Origin of the sequence: Paraburkholderia sp. CNPSo 3274 (genome assembly GCF_024206475.1) — a bacterium.
In the GTDB taxonomy this organism is placed as follows: domain Bacteria; phylum Pseudomonadota; class Gammaproteobacteria; order Burkholderiales; family Burkholderiaceae; genus Paraburkholderia.
This window is the reverse complement of the sequence record NZ_JAMBPR010000012.1, coordinates 108,243-128,526: the sequence shown is the minus strand read 5'-3', so window position 1 is coordinate 128,526 and position 20,284 is coordinate 108,243. Positions and strand designations below refer to the sequence as shown.

The following is a 20,284-nucleotide window of genomic DNA, read 5'->3' as shown; positions in this document are numbered from 1 at the left end:
CCTTCGCACCGTGTGGTTCTCGCTGCTCGTTGACCGCGCGCTGTCCGCCTGACGGCCTCACGCTGTCCCGGCGCAAATTTCACCGAATTCCAGAACACACACGCAAGCAAGGAAGGAATCCAGCATGACCGACCGTACTCTCACCTCGGCAGCCGGCGCACCCGTCGTCGATAACCAGAACTCGCTCACCGCCGGTCCGCGCGGCCCCGTGATGCTGCAGGACGTGTGGCTCCTCGAAAAGCTCGCGCACTTCGACCGTGAAGTGATTCCCGAGCGCCGCGTGCACGCGAAGGGCTCGGGCGCGTTCGGCACGCTCAAGGTCACGCACGACATCTCGCGCTACACGAAGGCCAAAGTGTTCGGCGAAGTCGGCAACGAAACGCCGCTGTTCATCCGCTTCTCGACCGTGGCGGGCGAGCGCGGCGCGGCCGACGCCGAGCGCGACGTGCGCGGCTTCTCGATCAAGTTCTACACGGAAGAGGGCAACTGGGACATCGTCGGCAACAACACGCCAGTGTTCTTTATTCGCGATCCGCTCAAGTTCCCGGACTTCATCCACACGCAAAAGCGCGATCCGCGGACCAACATGCGCAACAACGTGGCCGCGTGGGACTTCTGGTCGCGTCATCCGGAGTCGCTGCATCAGGTGACGATCCTCATGAGCGATCGCGGCATTCCGAAGAACTATCGTCAGCAGCACGGTTTCGGCTCGCACACGTTCTCGTTCATCAACGCGAATAACGAGCGTTTCTACGTGAAGTTCCACTTCAAATCGGCGCAGGGCGTGGAGAACTACAGCGACGCCGAAGCCGCGCAGGTGATTGCTCAGGACCGCGAATCGGCGCAGCGCGATCTCTTCAACGAGATCGAAAAGGGTAATTTCCCGAAGTGGAATTTCCGCATTCAGGTGATGCCCGAGGCCGATGCCGCGAAGGTGCCGTACAACCCGTTCGACATCACGAAGGTGTGGCCGCACAAGGACTATCCGCTGATCGACGTGGGCACGATCGAGCTGAACCGTAATCCGGAAAACTATTTCGCCGATGTCGAGCAGGCCGCTTTCACGCCGGCGAACGTGGTGCCGGGCATCGGCTTCTCGCCGGATCGCTTGTTGCAGGGGCGCTTGTTCTCGTATGGCGACACGCAGCGCTATCGCCTGGGTGTGAACCATCACCAGATTCCGGTGAATGCGCCGCGCTCCCCGCTCCACTCGTTCCATCGCGACGGCGCAATGCGCACCGACGGCAACCTGGGCGGCAACGTGAACTACGAACCGAGCCGTTTCGGCGACTTTGGGCAGCGTGCGCAGGCGGGCGAGCCGCCGCTCGCGGCCGGTGCGGTCGATCACTACGATCACCGCGAAGACGACGACTACTACAGCCAGCCGGGCGCGCTGTTCCGGTTGTTCGATGCGGGCCAGCGCGAGCGGCTTTTCGCGAACATCGCACGGCATATCAACGGCGTACCGGCGGAGATCGTGGAGCGTCAGATCGAGCACTTGCGCCGCGCCGATCCGGCGTATGCGCAAGGCGTGATCGACGCGATCGCGAAGCTGGCGAAGTAAGGACGCGGGCGCGGTGTGTTGTCACAACGCTGAGACAGCGAGCCGCGCCTGAAGCAGGAATTCGAGGAAACACCACAGGAGCACGATCATGACCCGAACGATGACGATGACCCTCAAGACCATGGGACGCGGCGAGGCCGCCACGATGGCGCGCACGCGCGCGGAAGGCACGCAGATCGTGCGTCGCGTGGTGGGCTTCGCGATCGTGGCGAGCGGTTTCGTGGCGATCGCGATGCAAGGTCTCGCGCACCTGGCGGGACACTGAACGAGGCGGGCACGTTGCTGGACAGTAGGGCCGGATGAGCCGGTTTTCTGATATTTCCAGGCTACACTGACGACCGATCGAGCGTTCGCGCGCGGCTGATGAAAAGCGCGCGCGTCGCAACCGGTTCGCCAAGCAGGCGTAGTCTCATTGCTACACAAGGAGTCGTCATGGCCAAAAAAGCAACCGTACAGCACGTGAATATCGGCATCAGCGACAAGGATCGCAAGAAGATCGCGGAGGGTCTCTCGCGCCTGCTCGCGGACACCTACACGCTGTATCTGAAGACGCACAACTTCCACTGGAACGTCACGGGGCCGATGTTCAACACGCTCCACCTGATGTTCGAAGGGCAGTACAACGAACTCGCACTGGCCGTGGACGCCATCGCCGAGCGTATTCGTGCGCTGGGCGTGCATGCGCCGGGCAGCTACAAGGAATTCGCGAAGCTTTCGTCGATTCCCGAAGCGGACGGGGTGCCGGCCGCTGAAGACATGATCCGCCAGCTGGTGGAAGGGCAGGAAGCCGTGGTGCGCACCGCGCGCGCGATCTTCCCGTCGACGGAAGCGGCCAACGACGAACCGACCGCCGACCTGCTCACGCAACGCATGCAGACGCACGAAAAGACCGCGTGGATGCTGCGCTCGCTGCTGGCCTGAAGCCGATGCGGCGCCCGGGCGCTGCACCTGAAGCACGACCAGCACGATGAAAGGCCCGCCGAATGTCCGGCGGGCCTTTGTTTTTGCGCGGGTGCGGCTCGCGGCGACGGCGCGCCGCCCTGGCCTACAATAGCGGCATCGCTTTTCCCGCCCCGATCATGTTCGCCCGACTCCCGCTCTATTTGCGGCTCGTCCGCATGGACAAGCCGATCGGCAGCCTGCTGCTGCTGTGGCCGACGCTCAACGCGCTATGGATCGCCTCCGATGGCCATCCGCCCCTCTCGCTGCTGATCATCTTTACGGTCGGCACCGTGCTGATGCGCTCGGCGGGCTGCGCGATCAACGACTACGCCGACCGCGACTTCGACCGCCATGTGAAACGCACGGCCGAACGCCCCATCACGTCGGGCCGCATTCGCGCCTGGGAAGCGGTGGCGATTGCCGCGGGCCTCGCGCTCGTGTCGTTCCTGTTGATCCTGCCGCTCAATGCGCTGACGAAGCAGCTTTCGGTCGTGGCGCTGTTCGTGGCGGCGTCGTATCCGTTCACCAAGCGCTTTTTCGCGATTCCGCAGGCGTATCTGGGCATTGCGTTCGGCTTCGGCATTCCCATGGCATTCGCCGCCGTGCAGGATCACGTGCCAGCGCTCGCGTGGATCATGCTGGCCGCGAACGTGTTCTGGTCCGTGGCCTACGACACCGAATACGCGATGGTCGATCGCGACGACGACATCAAGATCGGCATTCGTACCTCGGCGCTCACATTCGGCCGGTTCGACGTGCTCGCGATCATGCTCTGCTATGCGGTCACGCTCGGCATTTACGTGTGGGTGGGCGTGACGCTGGGTTTCGGCTGGCTCTACTGGCTCGGCTGGGCGGCGGCCGTGGGCTGCGCTATTTACCACTACACGCTCATCAAGAACCGCGAGCGCATGCCGTGCTTCGCCGCGTTCCGCCACAACAACTGGCTGGGCGGCGTGCTGTTCGTCGGGATTGCTGCCCATTACGTCGTCGCGGGACTCTGAGGCCCGATCGATTAAAAAAAGCGCCGGGGTATGACACACCCGGCGCTTTTTCTATCTGGACGCGGCCGCTGGCTTACTGCTTGCCGAATTCCTCGCCCATTTCCTTCGCGCGTGCATCGGCCGCGAGCGCGCCCTTGACGATGGCGGCCTTCACGCCCGAAGCGTCGAACGACGCGAGCGCCGCGGCGGTCGTGCCGCCCTTGGAGGTCACGCGCTCGCGCAGCACGGCGGGCGGCTCGTCCGATTGCAGCGCAAGTTGCGCCGCGCCCGTGAACGTGGCGATGGCGAGCGCGCGGCCCTGCTGCTCGTCCATGCCGAGCTGGCGCGCCGCTTCTTCGAGCGCTTCGATGAAGTAGAACACGTAGGCCGGGCCGCTGCCCGAGATGCCCGTGACCGCGTCGATCTTCGTTTCGTCGTCGAACCAGACCGTTTGGCCGACTGCGCCGAGCACATCCGAAGCGAGCTGTCGGCCCGTTGCGTCCACGCCGCTGCTCGCGACGAGGCCGGTTGCGCCCATGCCGATCAGCGCGGGCGTGTTCGGCATCGTGCGCACGACGCGCGCGTGGCCGTTCAGCCAGCGCGAGAGGTCGTCGATGCGAATGCCGGCCATGATGCTGATGACGACCTGATGGGCGCCCAGGTGCGGGGCGATGCCCTCGGCCACGGCCTTGGCGATTTGCGGCTTTACTGCGATCAGAACCGCGTCATACGAAGCGAGCGCGGCGTCCGCGGCGGCGCCGGTGCGCACGCCGAACTGCTCGGCGCTGCGCTTGCGGGCGTCCTCGTTCGGATCGATCGCGTAGAGATTGTCGGCCGGAACGCCCTTGCGGATCAGGCCGCCGATGAGTGCGGCGGCCATGTTGCCGCCGCCGATGAAGGCAATTTTCATGGTGATGGAATCGTTCAGTGAATCAGTGAGAGTAGTCGCGCGCGCCGAAAATCGCGGTGCCGACGCGTACGATCGTCGCGCCTTCGAGCACCGCGGCTTCGAGGTCGGCCGACATGCCCATGGAGAGCGTGTCGAGCGCGAGGCCTTCTGCGCGTAGCGCTTCGAACAGCTCGCGCAACTGGCGGTGCGGCACGCGTTGCGCCTCGAGCGAGGTGTCCGGCTCGGGAATCGACATGAGCCCGCGCAGGCGCAGGTTGGGCAGGGCGGCGATCTGGCGCGCGACCTGCTGCGCTTCTTGCGGGGTGACGCCGCTCTTGCTGGCCTCGCCGCTCACGTTGACCTGGAGGCAGACGTTGAGCGGCGCCATGCCGGCGGGACGTTGCGCCGAAAGGCGTTCGGCGATCTTCAGACGATCGACCGAATGGACCCAGTCGAAACGCTCGGCTACGGGGCGTGTCTTGTTCGATTGGAGCGGCCCGATGAAATGCCATTCGATACTCGCGCGCAAGTCGGCGAGCGCCTCGATCTTGTCCACGGATTCCTGCACGTAGTTCTCGCCGAACGCGCGCTGGCCGGCAGCGTGAGCGGCGCGCACGTCCTGCGCAGGAAATGTTTTCGAAACCGCGAGCAACTCCACGCTTTGCGGGTCGCGGCCGGCGTTGCGGGCGGCGGCGGCGATGCGCTCGCGGACAGCTTCGAGATTGTGGGAGAGATCGGTCATCGGGCTTGAGGGCTGGCGCGTGAATCGGCAAGCGCCGCTTTTGGATCCAAAACGAACAGAACGACGGCCATTATACGGACTGCGCACGGCGCGAAACATTGGCCAGAAAGGCGATACCGAATGGCTGGCTGTTGGCGCGCCGTGGGTCTCGTTACGCTGGTTCCGTTCCCGATGGGCTCAATTCGTCGCCAGCATATGTTCGACCAGTTCAATCCAGTGCGTGACCGGAATCGCGGTGCCGCTTTGCAGGTGCGTGATGCAACCTATGTTGGCGGAGACGATCAACTGCGGCTCCAGCGCCTGCAGCCGGTCCACTTTCTGGTTGCGCAGCGTGTAGGAAAGGCGCGGCTGCATGATCGAATACGTGCCCGCGGAGCCGCAGCAAAGGTGGCTGTCGGCCGGCAGCCGCACGTCGAGTCCGAGCGCAGTGAGCAGCCTTTCCACGCCGCCGCGCAACTGCTGGCCATGCTGCAGCGTGCAGGGAGGATGCCAGGCCACCGTCTTGATGCCGCGCCGCCTCGTCGAGGCCACGAGCGCTTCCTCGAATGCGGGCAGCAGCTCCGAAAGATCGCGGGTGAGCTCGACCACGCGGCGCGCTTTCTCCACATAGGCCGGATCGTCGCGCAGCAGGTGCGCGTATTCCTTTACCGTCGCGCCGCAGCCCGAGGCGTTCATCACGATCGCTTCCGCGCCTTGCTCGATGTAGGGCCACCACGCGTCGATGTTCGCGCGCACGTCGTCGAGCGCGTCGTCGGCGTAGCCCATATGCAGGCGGATCGCGCCGCAGCAGCCCGATTCCGGCGCCACGATCGTTTCGATGCCAAGCGCGTCCAGCACGCGCGCGGTCGCGATGTTGATGTTGGGCATCATCGAGGGCTGCACGCAGCCTTGCAGCATCAGCATCTTGCGCGCGTGCTTCGCCGTGGGCCACGCGAGCGAGCGCTGGCGCACGGGCACCTTGTCGCGCAGGCGCTTGGGCAGAAGCGGCCGCACCTGCTGGCCGAGGCGCATGGCCGGTGTGAAGAGGGCGCGGCGCGGCAGCAGGCCCGCGAGCAGGCGGCGCATGACGCGCTGGCGCAGCGGACGCTTCACCATCTGTTCGGCATGCTTGCGGCCCACTTCCACGAGGCGCCCGTACTGCACGCCAGAAGGGCAGGTGGTCTCGCAACTGCGGCACGTGAGGCAGCGGTCGAGGTGCGTGAGCGTGCTCTTGGTGACCGGCGCGCCTTCCACCATCTGCTTCATGAGATAGATGCGCCCGCGCGGGCCGTCCAGCTCGTCGCCGAGCAACTGATAGGTCGGGCAGGTCGCGGTGCAGAAGCCGCAATGCACGCACTTGCGCAGGATCGCGTCGGCTTCGTCGCCGTCGGGGGTGTTGCGTATGAAGTCCGCGAGGTTCGTCTGCATCGCCGCGTGTGGGTGTCGTCAGAAGTCGGAATACAGCCGGCCGCGATTGAAGATGCGGGCCGGGTCGAAGGCGGCCTTCAAGCCGCGATGGATCTTCATGAGCGGCGCGGCCAAAGGCGTGAAGACGCCCGCGCTGCGGTCGTAGTCGCGCCCGGTGCGGAACATCGTGGCGTGACCGCCGGCTTGCTTCGCGCTGATACGCACCGTTTGCGCGTCGGTTTCCGTGATCCACCAGCGCTGCGCGCCACCCCATTCCATGAGTTGCGCGCCCGGCAGTTGCAAGGGCTCCGCGATCGAGGGCAGGGCGAGCCGCCACAGCGCCGCGTTGGGCGCAATCGACGCAAAGAACGGATCGGTCTGCTCGCGCAGGCCCGCCCAGAAGCGTTCGGCTTCCACGGCGTCCACCACTTCGCCGCCCAGGCTCGCGCGGGCTGTCTTCACAGCGGCTTCCGCGCCCGCGAGGCGTACCGCGAGCGTGCCGTTGCGCCAGGCGCTCGCCGTCATCGGCAGCGGGCGGCCGCCCCATTCGTTGAGCTTGCGCACGGCGTCGGTGCCGTTCATATCGAATTTGAGCGTGGTTTCCGCTTGCGCCACCGGCAGCACCTTCACCGAAAGCTCCAGCAGCAGGCCGAGCGTGCCGAGCGACCCGGCCATGAGCCGCGAAACGTCGTAGCCCGCCACGTTTTTCACGACCTGGCCGCCGAAATGCAGGACTTCGCCGTGGCCGTTCATGAGCACCGCGCCCAGCACGAAGTCGCGCGGTGCGCCCGCGCTGGCCCGCCGTGGCCCGGCGAGGCCTGCGGCAATGCAGCCGCCCAGGGTGGCCTGGGCGCCGAAGTGCGGTGGCTCGAACGCGAGCATCTGGGCGTGGGCCGCGAGCGCCGTTTCGATCTCCGCAAGCGGTGTGCCGGCGCGCGCCGTGATCACCAGTTCCGCCGGGTCGTACGCGATGATGCCGCGGTGCGCGCGCGTGTCGAGAATCTCGCCTTCGAGCGACTGGCCGTACCAGTCCTTGGTGCCCCCGCCGCGAATGCGCAGCGGCCGCCCATCGGCGCTCGCCAGCCGGATGCGTTCGGACCAGTCCGAGACGATGTCGTCCTCTTCCATGTCGTGATGGTCGCGCTCGTTCGTTATATGGTTCGTTCGATTGTACTGAGCGAACCTCTCCTGACAACCCGGAGCGGACCCTCATGTGGGTCACGCGATATGCATAGACGGCGCGGTGCTTCGTGCGTGTTTGCGCGTCTGTCAGAAGCGCGGCAACTCGGGGTGCGGCAGCAGATTCCCCCGCACGTGCATGCGCCCGTACTCGGCGCAGCGCGCACGCGTGGGGATGCCCTTGTCGGGGTTGAGCAGCCTGGCCGGGTCGAACGCGTGTTTCACCGCATGAAACGCGTCGCGCTCCTGGGGCGAGAATTGCACGCACATCGAATTGATCTTCTCGATGCCCACGCCGTGCTCGCCCGTCACGGTGCCACCCAGCTCGACGCAGGTTTCGAGAATGTCCGAGCCGAAGGCCTCTGCGCGGTGCCATTCGTCGAGGTCGTTGCCGTTGAAGAGAATGAGCGGGTGCATATTGCCGTCGCCGGCATGGAATACGTTGATGCAGCGCAGTCCATACTGCTTTTCCATTTCGTGGATGCGCGCGAGCAGCGGCCCGATCGCGCGGCGCGGCACGGTGCCGTCCATGCAGTAGTAGTCGGGCGAGATGCGGCCCGCCGCCGGAAACGCATTCTTGCGGCCCGACCAGAAGCGCAGGCGTTCTTCCTCGGTGCGCGAGATCTGGATGCGCGTGGCGCCATGCTCGCGCAGCACCGTGGTCGTGCGCGCGATCTCGTCGGCGACTTCCTCGGGCGTGCCGTCGGCTTCGCACAGCAGGATCGCGGCGGCGTCGAGGTCGTAACCGGCGTTCACGAACTCCTCCACAGCGCGCGTGGCCGGCTTGTCCATCATTTCCAGGCCCGCCGGAATGATGCCCGAGGCGATGATGCCCGCTACGGCGTCGCCGCCTTTCACGACGTCGTCGAAGCTCGCCATGATGACCTGCGCGGTTTGCGGGCGCGGAATCAGCTTGACGGTCACTTCGGTCACGATGGCGAACATGCCTTCGCTGCCGATCATTACCGCGAGCAGATCGAGGCCTGGTGCATCGGGCGCGAGCGAGCCGAATTCGACGATCTCGCCGTCCATCGTCACGGCGCGCACGCGCAGCACGTTGTGCACCGTGAGGCCGTACTTGAGGCAATGGACGCCGCCCGAATTCTCCGAAACGTTGCCGCCTATCGTGCAGGCGATCTGCGAAGACGGATCCGGCGCGTAGTAAAGGCCGAAGGGCGCCGCCGCTTCAGAAACGGCCAGATTGCGCACGCCGGGCTGCACGGTGGCCGTGCGCGCGTAGGGATCGACTTCGAGAATGCGCTTGAAACGCGCGAGCGAAAGCACGATGCCGTGCCGGATCGGCATGGCGCCGCCCGAGAGGCCGGTGCCCGCGCCGCGGGGCACGACCGGCACGTCGAGGCGCCGGCAGATCTGCACGATGCGTTGCACTTGCGACTCGGTCTCCGGCAGCGCCACGGCGAGCGGCAGCCGCCGGTAGGCGGCGAGCCCGTCGCACTCGTAGGCGACGGTGTCCTCCTCCCGATGCAGCAGGCAATGCGCCGGCAGCACGGCCATCAACGCCTGGACTACCTCGCGCTGGCGTTGCGCGAGGGCTTCCGGGCTCAACTCGGGCAAGTTCGCCTCGGGTGCGTTCATGTCTCCTCCCGTCTGTTGCGCTTGTGTGCGCTTCTCTGCGCTTGTCGGTTACGCCGCCCAGCTGAAGATCTTGCCCGGATTCATCAGGTTGTGCGGATCGAGTGCGTGCTTGATCGCGCGCATCGTGTCGACGGTGTCCGCGCCGTGCTCTTCCACGAGGAACTCCATCTTGTGCAGGCCCACGCCGTGCTCGCCCGTGCAAGTGCCGTCCATCGCGATCGCACGCTGCACGACGCGGTGATTCAGGCGCTCGGCCTCGCTGATTTCCTCGGGCTTGTCCGGGTCGATCAGGATCGCCACGTGGAAGTTGCCGTCGCCCACGTGGCCGACGATCGGGCAGGGCAGCGGCGAGGCTTTGAGATCGGCTTCCGTCTCGATCACGCATTCGGCGAGGCGCGAGATCGGCACGCACACGTCGGTCGTCACGGCGCGGCAGCCGGGCTTGAGCTGCAGCATTGCGAAGTAGGCGTTGTGGCGCGCGTTCCACAGGCGGCTGCGGTCCTCGGGGCGCGTGGCCCACTCGAAGCCTTCTCCGCCGTGCTGCGCGGCAAGCTCCTGCACGAGCTGCGCCTGCTCCGCGACGCCCGCCTCGGTGCCGTGGAATTCGAAGAAGAGCGTGTGCTTTTCGCGCAGCGTGAGGTTCGAATGCTTGTTGATCGCGCGCACCGCGAGCGAGTCGATAAATTCCACGCGCGCGATCGGCACGCCAATCTGGATCGTCTCGATCACCGTGCGCACGGCCTGGGCCATCGAAGGGAACGCGCACACCGCCGCCGAGACTGCCTCGGGCTGCGGATAGAGTCGCACCGTGATTTCAGTGATCACGCCGAGCGTGCCTTCCGAGCCGACGAAAAGACGCGTGAGGTCATAGCCCGCCGACGACTTGCGCGCGCGCGTGCCGGTTTTGACCACGCGGCCGTCGGCGAGGACGGCGGTGAGACCCAGCACGTTCTCGCGCATCGTGCCGTAGCGCACGGCGTTGGTGCCCGAGGCGCGTGTGGCCGTCATGCCGCCGATGCTCGCATCGGCGCCCGGGTCGATCGGGAAGAAAAGACCCGTGTCGCGCAGCGCTTCATTGAGTTGCTTGCGCGAGATGCCAGGCTCGACCGTCACGGTGAGATCTTCGGCATTGATCGAGAGCACCCGGTTCATCTGCGAGAGGTCGATCGACACGCCGCCCTGTACGGCCAGCAAGTGACCTTCGAGCGACGAGCCGTTGCCGTAGGGAATGATCGGCACGCCATGACGGGCGCACAGCTTGACGATGGTCTGGATGTCCCCGGTGCTCTGCGCGAACACCACGGCGTCGGGCAGTTGCGGGTCGAAGGGCGATTCGTCACGGCCGTGATGGGCGCGTACGGCTTCGGAAGTGGAGACGCGTTCGCCGAATGCGCTGCGCAGTTGATCGAGGAGTTCGGTGGGGAACGGGCGGCGTGCGAGGGCCGGCGGCGCGGGGTGATTCACGCGTGTGTCTCCTTCGTATGGGTATGACTTCTGGCCCGGTCCATTTTACGCTTAACGTCTGCGCCGCAAAGCCGCGCTCTCTATGCTGCGGTGCACGAAACCTATAATGGCCGGCAGGCGTGGACTTACAGCCTTACACGGCGCCGGGCGCGCGTCAGGCGCGGCTTGCGTGAATTTTCAGCTTCGGAGAGCACAACATGGGCAATCGCCTGAGCAAGATTGCAACACGCACCGGCGACGACGGCTCGACCGGACTCGGTGACGGCAGTCGCGTGCGCAAGGATGACGCGCGCATCGCCGCGATCGGCGACGTCGACGAGCTGAATTCGCAGATCGGCGTGTTGCTGTGCGAAACGCTCCCAGACGACGTGCGCGAGGCGCTCGTCGCAATCCAGCACGACCTCTTCGATCTGGGCGGCGAGCTGTGCATACCGGGCCACACGCTCGTGACCGACGAACACCTCGCGCGGCTCGATGGCTGGCTCGAGCATTACAACGCCGCGCTGCCGCCGCTCAAGGAGTTCATCCTCCCAGGCGGCTCGCGGGCGGCGGCGCTCGCGCATGTGTGCCGCACCGTATGCCGGCGCGCCGAGCGCGCGGTCGTTGCACTGGGCGCCTCAGCGAACTCGGGCCCGCCGCTCGCCGATACGCCGCGCCGCTACGTCAACCGGCTCTCCGACCTGCTGTTCGTGCTCGCGCGCGTGCTCAACCGGGCCGCCGGCGGCAGCGACGTGCTCTGGAGGCACGACCGGGGCGCGGGCAAGGGCGAGGGCGTGTAAGGCATAAAAGGGCGCGAGAGCGCGCCGCCCGACCGGAGCGTCCAATCGCATCGCCATCCCCCGAAAGAGACTCTTTCCCGCACCGCAAAAGTCCCGCCGAAGCGCGCTCCACGGCCTCCCGCCGCGCGTTCACGCCTGGCGCAATCCGGAAATTGCTGGGGTGCGACAAAATGCCTGGGTCGGGCTGCCGTGGTAAAGATGTATCTTGTGTGAATCTTTACCACGGAGAAGCCGTAAATGACTGCGCTCACCGCCGACCAGATGGCCCGCGTGAAGGCCACTGCGCCCGTTTTCGCCGAGCACGGCGCCACGATCACCAAGCATTTCTACAAGCGGATGTTCGCCGCGCACCCCGAGCTCAAGAACATCTTCAACCAGACGCATCAGCAAAGCGGCAGCCAGCCCGAAACGCTAGCCCGCGCGGTGTATGCCTACGCGGCGAACATCGACAATCTGGGCGCGCTCGGCGGCGCGGTCACGCACATCGCGCACAAGCACGCGAGCCTGAACATCCGTCCGGAGCACTATCCGATCGTCGGCCGCCATCTGCTCGGCGCAGTCGTGGACGTGCTCGGCGACGCAGTGGACCAGCCCACGCTCGACGCCTGGGCAGTGGCCTACGAGCAACTCGCGAACATCATGATCGGCACTGAGGCGAAGCTGTACGAGGGCGCTTCGTGGAGCGGCTTCCGTCCGTTCAAGGTGATGCGCAAGCAAGTCGAAAGCGACGAGATCACCTCGTTCTATCTCGCGCCGGCCGACGGTGCATCCGCGGGCGGTTTCGAGCCGGGCCAGTACGTAAGCGTGACGCGCTTCGTCGACAAGCTCGGCGTGGACCAGCCGCGTCAGTACAGCCTCTCGGACGCGCCCCACGGCAAATGGCTGCGCATCTCGGTGAAGCGGGAGGCTGGCCGCGGCGAAGCGCAGCCGGGCCACGTGTCGAACATCATGCATGACGGCGTGGAAGAAGGCGCGGTGGTGCATGTGAGCGCGCCGATGGGCGAGTTCACGCTCGATCGCACGAAGACGTCGCCGGTCGTGCTGATGAGCGGTGGTGTGGGCATCACGCCGATGAAGTCGATGCTCTCCACGCTGATCGCCGAGCGCAGCGAGCGCAAGGTGACCTTCGTGCATGCATGCCGCAACACCAAGGTGCACGCATTTCGCGACTTTCTGCGTCACGCTGTCTCCGAGTACCCGAACGTCAAGCGCGCGGTGTTCTACGAGGAAATCGGCGCAGACGACCGCCAGGGCGTGGACTACGACTTCGAAGGGCGTATCGATATCGGGCGCATCGAAGCGGATGTGCTGCTGCCCGACGCCGACTACTACCTGTGCGGCCCCGTGGCGTTCATGCGCGAACAGCGTGAGGCGCTCGTTGCCCGCGGCGTCGACGCTTCGCGCATCCACACGGAGATCTTCGGCTCCGGCATGCTGTAACGCCGCACACCAGGTACGCTGACATTACACGCTGAGTACGCCGAATCAAAAAACGCCGCGCGAAAGCGCGGCGTTTTGCGTATGCAGCGGTAAAACATGTATCGAATTGCGACTGGCATCACTCGCCCGAAGCCCGCCGGTTCACAGCTCGATACCCCGACGGCGAAATCGAGAGCCTGCGCCGGAAGATCCGCGCGAGACGCTCGCCGCGCGGCACGCCGCAGCGTTGCGCGATTTCGTCGATGGGAAGATTGGTTTGCGCGAGCAAGAGGCAACTGGCATCGAGCCGGGTGCGCAGCAGATATTCGGACGGCGTCAGGCCCGTTTGCGTCTTGAAGTGGCGCAGGAAGTTTCGCATGCTCATCTGTGCGACGCGCGCCGCATCGGCAACCGAGATCGGCTGATGGTAGTTCTCGCGCAGCCAGTGCGCGGCCGAGTTGATCTTGCCGTTTGCGCTGTCCGCCTCGCCATCGTCGAGCATGGGGCCGAGGCGTTCCCAGGAGCCCGGCATCGAGTCCTCGGAAACGCGCTGCGCAAGCGCCACGCCGTGATTGCGCTTGACCACCTTGAGCGCGGCGACGAGCGCCTCGGAAGGCGTCACGACCGAAGCGCCGGCGTTGCGCGCTTCCAGCGCCCGGCGTAGCCGCTGCGCCGAGCTTGCAGTATTGCCGCCCGTGCGCAGGAAGGGCACATCGGCGGCGGCGAGTACGGCGCGTCCCTCGCCGAGTGCGCGGATGATGCGCACTTTCGGTGCGAGCATCTGCAGCCGCGTGATGAGCCGCGCGTTGTCGCGCGCCTCCATCGCACCGGGGCCGCCGGCGATAAACAGTGTGTCGAAGCCGCTGCGTAGCGGGCCATGCAGGCTCTCGGACCATATCCGCAGGCCGCAACCGCTGGCCACATTGCCGCCAGGCTCGGAAAGCATGACGATCGAATAAGCAGGAAGCGTGTCGGCGCAGGCATCGTTCGCGAGACGAAACACATCGGCGAGCAAGGTCACGTCCCCGAGCGGGAAGCCCTCGAAAACCAGGATGCCGATGCGTTTGGCCACGTGTCCGAAATTTAAGTGAGCGCCGCGCGGCTGGAAAGCGCCTTGCCGGCAGACCACCCTATCGATGTACATAGCCGGTTCCTCGCGCAGAAAGGATTCGCAGGAGTACGTTGCGTTTTTGCGCCGCGCGCCCTGATCCGGCTGTGTGGGGCTGTTACATGCGGTCACATCACGCTCTCGGGATTCATGATAGGCCGGTGAGCCGCTGGCGCACGGCGCAGTCTGAAAATGCCGAGAAGTTGGCAGAATGGCTCGGTATGCGCCGGGCAAGGTGGCTCGGCCTCTCAGCGTTGCACCCCGGGTCTCGCGGGGCACGCACGCGCGCCCCGCGGACAAAATCCACGACGCGCATGTGTCGTTCACTGGAGCGTTTTCAGCGGAAATATTGTTTCGAGTTCTTGTGCACGTCATCGCGCATGAGCAGTTCCTCAGGCCACAGCCACGCGTACTGGCTGTGCTGATCGAAGCGCCCGACAGGCACGGTGCTGTCCAGCATGAACGCGTACGCAAGCACAACGTAATGGGTGCCGATACCGTTTTCCGCCGCGAAGTTGTCCGGATAGTGATGCTCGTACACGCCGACAAAGCGCGCAGCCGAGCGCTGCATGCCTGCAATGCCGAGCTCTGTTTCGACGATGCGCGTGAACGCGGCATCGAGCCACTCGTCCTTGCGGATGCGCCCACCCGGCACGAACCACTTGCCGCGCGCCGGGCGATTGCGTCGCTCGCCCACGAGCACGCGGCCGTCGGCGTCGGCGACGATGAGGTCGATCCCGACAAGCGGTGCGAGCCGCACCACCTCGAGGAATTCGGTAGGCGACAGCATGGACGAGCGGATCCGTGGAGTGTCGGTCGTGTCGATATGATTGTCTCGAGCGCAGTCGCTGCGCGCGCGGCGCATGACAATCAGGCGTCGCGTTGAAGAGCAGTCTAGGCGGGTCAATATCGGGTTGCACTGTCCAGAGCCGCCTAAGTCTCGCTATCGTGGGCCAAGATGCGAGCCGCGGCCCTCTCGCTCAAGGCTTCGGCGCGACGTAGCCCGCGGGCGTGACGGCATTCGATCTGGCGACCTCGGCGTTGTCCGACACCACATACACGGGCGATTCGGTCAGGCGTAGCGGGAGCATGCCATCGTTGTAAGTCATCGTGGTCGGGTTGCCCATCATGTCGAACACGCTCACCTGGCCCGCGCGCCCGCGCGCGTCCACCTGAAGCGTGTAGTTCGTCGCGCGCGTGGCATCGAAGCCGGTCTTCGCGCTCCAGCGCGCGTTGTCGTGGGTCCACAGCGCCGTGATCACCTTGCCGCCGCCCGGACGCGCGAAGGCATAAGCGTAGACGCCCGCGGGCGCGCCGCGCAGCGGACCGAGTGTATACGTACCGTCGACCAGCCGCGTCATGGTCGCGACCGCGAGCGCGGCCGGCTTCGGGCTGATGTTCGACGCGCCGTACATGCCCTTCGGATGCTCGAGTTCGAAGAACACGCCATAGCCAGGCGTCGTCTCCGGCATGTCCGCGCCATAGAAGATGAACGTGGTGTCCGCGCCTTCGCCGAGCAGGATCAGATGCGCGCGCGCCACGACCGCGCCCTGCGCGTAGAGCGTTTGCGCATCGGGATAGTTGGCCGCGTAGTTCGTACCGATGTCGTAACTAATACCCGTTTCGGTCACGAAGAGCGCGGCGCCCGGCTTGAGCATGTCGCGCATCGTCGTGCGCAGCTCGCGCATGGCTTCGGCCAGCGAAAGCGTGCCTTTTTCGGGCGTGCCGTACAGACGCTCGGGCGGATGCGAAGGACTCGTGCCGAAATCGTAGTAGCCGTGGATCGTCACGCCATCGAGATATTTAGCAATGCCAAGCGGTGCGAACTTCTTGAGCCACTCCGTATTGCCCTGCACGCCTGCATAGGTCGGGCCCATCACGATCGCCGACGGGTCGGTGGAGTGGATGCCCTCATAGACGGTCTTGTAGAGGTCGACGAAATGTGCGTCCGTATCTTTCCACGGCAGCCCGCCGTCCTTGTCGGGCTCCCATGTGACCTGATAGTAGTTGTGCGCCTGGCGCGGGAAGACGCGCGCACGGATGCGTGCGGACTCCGCGCCTACGCGCGACATGTAATCGCGCAACTGGGCCAATGACGAAGGCACGTAGCTATGGGTTTCCTGGCCGTTCGGACTTGCCCACCCGGGAAAGCCGTCGAGGGTGATCAACCGCATGATGTCGCCGGGCTTGAACTGGAGATCGAGCTGGGAGGCGGCAGCGTCGAACGTATTCGGACCTTTTGGCTCCATGACGTACCAGCCCCGCTTGTCGTTGGCCCAGGCAAGACCGAGGTCCGTATAGAGCGGACGCAAGCCGTCGCCGCCGCAGCAGTGCTGTCCGGGCGCGATATATGCTGAGCCTTGCCCACCGAAGCGGTGCAGGTCCTGGCGCGCGAAGGTGGCGGCGGGGAGTGCTGCGCTCACATCGGGCAGCACGCCGAACGTCGTGATGCCGGCCGGCCGCGTGCCGCGCTGGGGCAAACCCGTAGAGGGCTGCGAAGCCAGCGACGCGGAAAACGCGAAGTAGCCCGCGAGCGGCAGTGTGCAGGTGAGCGACGTGACGCGCGGGCCCGCTGCCACCGCGAAGTTGCCGCTGGCTTGCGGGCGGCTCCACGTATCCGTGATCTGCCATTGCACCTTGTCGTCGCGCGTCGCGCGCGTGGCCACATCGATACGCACGCTCTTGCCGCGCGCAAAGAGGCGTGTTCCATCGCTGCCGGGCGTATCGGCGGAGACGGGATCGTCGCTTGCGTCTGTCGCCGCACGGCCGGCGGCGCTCCTGCAAACGGGCGCGTCGGCGGCGCGGCAACTCATTGCCGGGAGCAGCACGCCGAGTACGCCGAGCGCGAGCGTTGCGGCCGGCACCCATGAAAAAGCGCGCGAGCCGCGCCCGGGGGGACGGTTCACAAGTGCGGATGCAAGGGCTGGGCGCAACGTCATTGGCAGGTTCCTCACAGCATAAAAGGGTAAGCCTAGTTGGTCGAGCAAGTCGTTTGACGCCAGCCTCCAGGCTTTTTGCGCAATTTTCCCTGGAAGCGCCGCGCGAGAGTTGTGCAGTGCTCGCGGAGCCCAATCATATAAAGCGGCTTTTTGTGAATTTTTTTATTGTGCAGCGCAAACAGGATTTAACAGGTTTAAAATGCGCTTCGGATGTTCGAAATCTGAGCACAAAGCTTCTTAAACATCATTTAATCAGACGAATGGAGTCGCGGTCTTTTATTGCCCGTTTCGCTTCCATCCCATGCGAGCGCATAGATCGGAAGGCGCCAAATGATTTTGTAGTAACAAAGGCGAAAATACCTGCCTGCAACGGTTATCCGGCACTTTTGCCGAATCGATGTAATCGAACCAATTGCCTTTCACGCAGTTTGCTTTTTGTCATTTAGCTTGGCGCCCAAGCTTCTAATCGGTCCTCGACCGGACTAAATGCGCCAATGTCTCGCCAGTTTCGGTCAGTCGTCGTTGCGGCAATTGTTCTCTGCATATGATGCACTGCACATGGAATGCTATCGAAATGCTATTACCGGGACTTTTCGCTTTGTACGGGGGATTGTTTAGGGGAAAAGCATGGCGTACGCAAGTCTGGATTTACCGTCGTTCAGCCGCCCGCATCTAGTGACCGCGGGCATCAGTCGAGAGGTGCGTCATATCGCAATTCTGCTGTTCGATGGTTGTTCGCTGCTCGGCGCCGGTATTGTGGCTGAAGTGTTTCATGTAGCGAATGAACTCTCGACAGACACCGCTCGCAGTTCACCTTACGATGTAAGCATCCTTTCGGCCGATGGCGGCAACGTAACGTGCTCGTCGTCGGTACGGGTCTGGACAGATGGACTCGATGCACGCCACTACGTCGGCTTCGACGCACTGTTCGTGGCGGGTGGAAAGGGCGCCTTCGCGGCTGCCAACGACGAGCGTCTCATTGCATGGCTGCGTCGCGTGCATGCGAATACCGGCACCATTCGTCCGATTGGTGAAGGCCGTTCGCTGCTCGAAGCGGCGAGTCTGTGCGGCCAGCGCACGCAGCACGAGTTCGGCTCGTATGCGATGCAAACGGGACGCGAGGAAGCGGGCGGCGACGCCGGCGACCGGCTCGAGTCAATGAAGAGCGCGCTCACGCTCGTCAAGCGCGACCTGGGCGTGGATGTTGCGCGCGCTGTGACCGAGCGGCTCATGCCCGATTCGGGTGGCAACCTCTTGCCGTTTCTCGGCGATGCGCTTGGCAGCGCACCGGCTGACAAAGTGCGTGCAGCGGCGCGTTGGCTGCAGGAAAACTGTCAGCGGGCCATTTCGATAGCGGACGCGGCGCAGGTCGCTGCAATGAGCGAGCGTAACTTTCTGCGCCGCTTCAAGCTGGAGATGGGCATCACGCCATCTGATTACTTACTGCATGCGCGCCTCGCGATTACCTGCAGCCTGCTCACCGATTCGGAATTGCCGGTCGACAAGATCGCGCGCCGCACCGGTATGGGCAACGGCGACCGCCTCGCCAAGATCTTCCGCAAGCGCATGATGATTTCGCCCACCGAATACCGCGAGCAAAGCCGCCGCGAGGCCGGCGTAGCTGTCTCGTAACGCCGCGGTAACAACGGTCGCACTTCGTTGCAAACGGGGTCGCTATTGGCGAGCCAAAGTGATCCTGCCCGATATGAAGGAGTCCGAAGATGAATGAAAGGTCATCGATTCATGAGGGACAAAGTCAGGCCCGTGCAGAAAGCGAGCCGGGGACAGCGCGCGAAGACACTACCCCTTGCACTCGCATCGTGCCGGTGGTGCTGGCGGGCGGCTCCGGTACGCGTTTGTGGCCGATGTCGCGCGAGCATTTCCCTAAGCAGTTAATTGGTGTGGTGGGCAGCGACACGCTGCTGCAGGCGACGGTGCACCGCCTCGACGGCTTTTCGTCAGAGTGGCAGGTCGCGAGTTCGCCAATCGTCGTATGTGGTGAAGAACACCGCTTCGTGATCGTCGATCAATTGCGTGCGTGTGGCATGGACGCGCGGCTCGTGGTCGAGCCGGCGCGGCGCGACACGGCGCCGGCGCTCACACTCGGCGCGGCGCTTGCGTGCGCGAACGGTGACGACGCGATTCTTATCGTGATGCCGTCGGACCATGCGATCGCCGACGTGGACGCCCTGCAGCGCGCGCTTGAATGCGCAGCACGCCACGCGCAGCGCGGCGCGATCGTCACGCTGGGCGTGCCGCCGCGTTCGCCCGAAACAGGGTTTGGTTACATCCGCATCGGCGAGGCGATCGCCGATGGCGCGCACCGTATCGACGGCTTTGTGGAAAAGCCCGCACCCGAACTTGCTACGCAATACATCACGCAGGGCGGCTACTGGTGGAACAGCGGCATCTTCGTGATGCGTGCGAGCGTCTGGCTCGATTCGCTGCGCGCGCTGCAGCCCGACATGCACGCAGCGTGCCTTGCCTCGTTCGTCGACGGCCAGCAAGACGGTCCCGTGTTCCGGCCGGCCACAGACGCCTTCAAGCGCGCCCCGTCCGACTCGATCGATTACGCGGTCATGGAGCGGCTATCGGGTAGCAACGGCTGGACGCCCGAGGGGGTGGTGGTCGCGCTCGACGCGGGCTGGTCCGACCTCGGCTCGTGGGACGCCGTGTGGGCCGCGATGGAAAAGGACGACGACGGCAACGTCGGACGCGGGCGTGTGGTGTTCGAGGGTGCGGTGGCGACTTACGCGCATTCCGACGGCAGGCTCGTGGCGTGCGTGGGGACTTCGAACCTCGTGGTGGTCGAAACCGCCGATGCGGTGCTCGTCGCCGACCGCTCGAAAGTGCAGGACGTGAAGGGGCTCGTTGCGCGCATCAAGGCGGAGCGCGCGCCCGAGGCGGATTCGCATCGCAAGGTGCAACGTCCGTGGGGCTTCTACGATTCGATCGATTCGGGCGAGCGCTTCCAGGTCAAACGCATCGTCGTCACGCCGGGCGCGCGACTCTCGCTGCAACTGCATCACCATCGCGCCGAGCATTGGACGGTTGTGCGCGGCACTGCGCTCGTTACGCGTGGTGAGGAATCCTTTCTTCTGACGGAAAACGAGTCCACTTACATTCCGCTCGGTGTGCGTCACCGGCTGGAAAACCCGGGCAAGGTGCCGCTCGAGATCATCGAGGTGCAGTCGGGAGCGTATTTGGGAGAGGACGACATCGTCCGTCTCGACGATACGTACGGCCGCTGCGGCTGAGGGCAGCGGCACGGCCTGCAGGGAGATAAAAAGGGAGAAA

Annotated in this window: 17 protein-coding genes; 8 read left to right on the top strand and 9 right to left on the bottom strand. The window is 65.0% G+C overall.

Features of this window, described 5'->3' with window-relative positions; translation table 11 throughout:
* Positions 1-124 precede the first annotated feature (124 nt).
* From M3I54_RS10640 to ubiA, 4 genes are all read left to right on the top strand, one after another.
* Positions 125-1,564 carry a catalase gene (locus M3I54_RS10640; protein ID WP_254335510.1) on the top strand — a complete coding sequence of 480 codons (1,440 nt, stop codon included), beginning with the start codon at positions 125-127 and terminating at the stop codon, positions 1,562-1,564.
* Between the two features lie 88 nt (positions 1,565-1,652).
* Positions 1,653-1,829, top strand: a complete 177-nt coding sequence (locus tag M3I54_RS10635) for a hypothetical protein (RefSeq protein ID WP_254335508.1) — start codon at positions 1,653-1,655, stop codon at positions 1,827-1,829.
* 167 nt (positions 1,830-1,996) lie between these two features.
* The gene (locus M3I54_RS10630) at positions 1,997-2,485 is read left to right on the top strand and encodes a Dps family protein (protein ID WP_042262475.1); all 489 of its coding nucleotides are present in this window, start codon (positions 1,997-1,999) and stop codon (positions 2,483-2,485) included.
* 158 nt (positions 2,486-2,643) lie between these two features.
* Entirely contained in the window at positions 2,644-3,507 is an 864-nt protein-coding gene (gene ubiA, locus M3I54_RS10625) for a 4-hydroxybenzoate octaprenyltransferase (RefSeq protein ID WP_254335505.1), read from the top strand.
* A gap of 73 nt (positions 3,508-3,580) precedes the next feature.
* Here the strand turns inward: ubiA and proC are convergent, their stop codons facing one another.
* The 6 genes from proC to M3I54_RS10595 form a co-directional block, all read right to left on the bottom strand.
* On the bottom strand, positions 3,581-4,396 hold the full coding sequence (gene proC, locus M3I54_RS10620) for a pyrroline-5-carboxylate reductase (protein ID WP_254335503.1): 816 nt from the start codon (positions 4,394-4,396) through the stop codon (positions 3,581-3,583).
* Between the two features lie 22 nt (positions 4,397-4,418).
* Positions 4,419-5,117: a YggS family pyridoxal phosphate-dependent enzyme gene (locus M3I54_RS10615; RefSeq protein WP_254335501.1), complete on the bottom strand. Its 699-nt coding sequence runs from the start codon at positions 5,115-5,117 to the stop codon at positions 4,419-4,421.
* Between the two features lie 177 nt (positions 5,118-5,294).
* Positions 5,295-6,524 carry a glycolate oxidase subunit GlcF gene (glcF, locus tag M3I54_RS10610; RefSeq protein ID WP_254335499.1) on the bottom strand — a complete coding sequence of 410 codons (1,230 nt, stop codon included), beginning with the start codon at positions 6,522-6,524 and terminating at the stop codon, positions 5,295-5,297.
* A gap of 18 nt (positions 6,525-6,542) precedes the next feature.
* A complete protein-coding gene (glcE, locus tag M3I54_RS10605) occupies positions 6,543-7,631 on the bottom strand; it encodes a glycolate oxidase subunit GlcE (protein WP_254335498.1) in 1,089 nt (362 codons plus the stop codon).
* Between the two features lie 141 nt (positions 7,632-7,772).
* Positions 7,773-9,278 (bottom strand): FAD-linked oxidase C-terminal domain-containing protein, encoded by a 1,506-nt coding sequence (locus M3I54_RS10600; protein ID WP_028201996.1) that lies wholly within the window; start codon positions 9,276-9,278, stop codon positions 7,773-7,775.
* 48 nt (positions 9,279-9,326) lie between these two features.
* Positions 9,327-10,742 carry an FAD-binding oxidoreductase gene (locus tag M3I54_RS10595; protein WP_254335497.1) on the bottom strand — a complete coding sequence of 472 codons (1,416 nt, stop codon included), beginning with the start codon at positions 10,740-10,742 and terminating at the stop codon, positions 9,327-9,329.
* A 197-nt stretch (positions 10,743-10,939) separates the two neighbouring features.
* Between M3I54_RS10595 and M3I54_RS10590 the strand changes: the two genes are divergently transcribed.
* Together M3I54_RS10590 and hmpA are read left to right on the top strand one after the other, a co-directional pair.
* On the top strand, positions 10,940-11,521 hold the full coding sequence (locus M3I54_RS10590; protein WP_254335496.1) for a cob(I)yrinic acid a,c-diamide adenosyltransferase: 582 nt from the start codon (positions 10,940-10,942) through the stop codon (positions 11,519-11,521).
* Positions 11,522-11,758: 237 nt separating this feature from the next.
* Positions 11,759-12,961, top strand: a complete 1,203-nt coding sequence (hmpA, locus tag M3I54_RS10585) for an NO-inducible flavohemoprotein (RefSeq protein WP_254335495.1) — start codon at positions 11,759-11,761, stop codon at positions 12,959-12,961.
* A 118-nt stretch (positions 12,962-13,079) separates the two neighbouring features.
* Here the strand turns inward: hmpA and M3I54_RS10580 are convergent, their stop codons facing one another.
* From M3I54_RS10580 to M3I54_RS10570, 3 genes are all read right to left on the bottom strand, one after another.
* Complete coding sequence (locus M3I54_RS10580) at positions 13,080-14,084, bottom strand: GlxA family transcriptional regulator (protein WP_254335494.1); 1,005 nt, start codon at positions 14,082-14,084, stop codon at positions 13,080-13,082.
* A 301-nt stretch (positions 14,085-14,385) separates the two neighbouring features.
* Entirely contained in the window at positions 14,386-14,838 is a 453-nt protein-coding gene (locus tag M3I54_RS10575) for a GDP-mannose mannosyl hydrolase (protein WP_254335493.1), read from the bottom strand.
* Positions 14,839-15,028: 190 nt separating this feature from the next.
* Positions 15,029-16,987, bottom strand: a complete 1,959-nt coding sequence (locus tag M3I54_RS10570; protein WP_375542123.1) for a hypothetical protein — start codon at positions 16,985-16,987, stop codon at positions 15,029-15,031.
* Positions 16,988-17,614: 627 nt separating this feature from the next.
* Between M3I54_RS10570 and M3I54_RS10565 the strand changes: the two genes are divergently transcribed.
* Positions 17,615-18,619: a GlxA family transcriptional regulator gene (locus tag M3I54_RS10565; RefSeq protein ID WP_254335489.1), complete on the top strand. Its 1,005-nt coding sequence runs from the start codon at positions 17,615-17,617 to the stop codon at positions 18,617-18,619.
* Positions 18,620-18,708: 89 nt separating this feature from the next.
* On the top strand, positions 18,709-20,244 hold the full coding sequence (locus M3I54_RS10560) for a mannose-1-phosphate guanylyltransferase/mannose-6-phosphate isomerase (protein ID WP_254335487.1): 1,536 nt from the start codon (positions 18,709-18,711) through the stop codon (positions 20,242-20,244).
* Positions 20,245-20,284 lie beyond the last annotated feature (40 nt).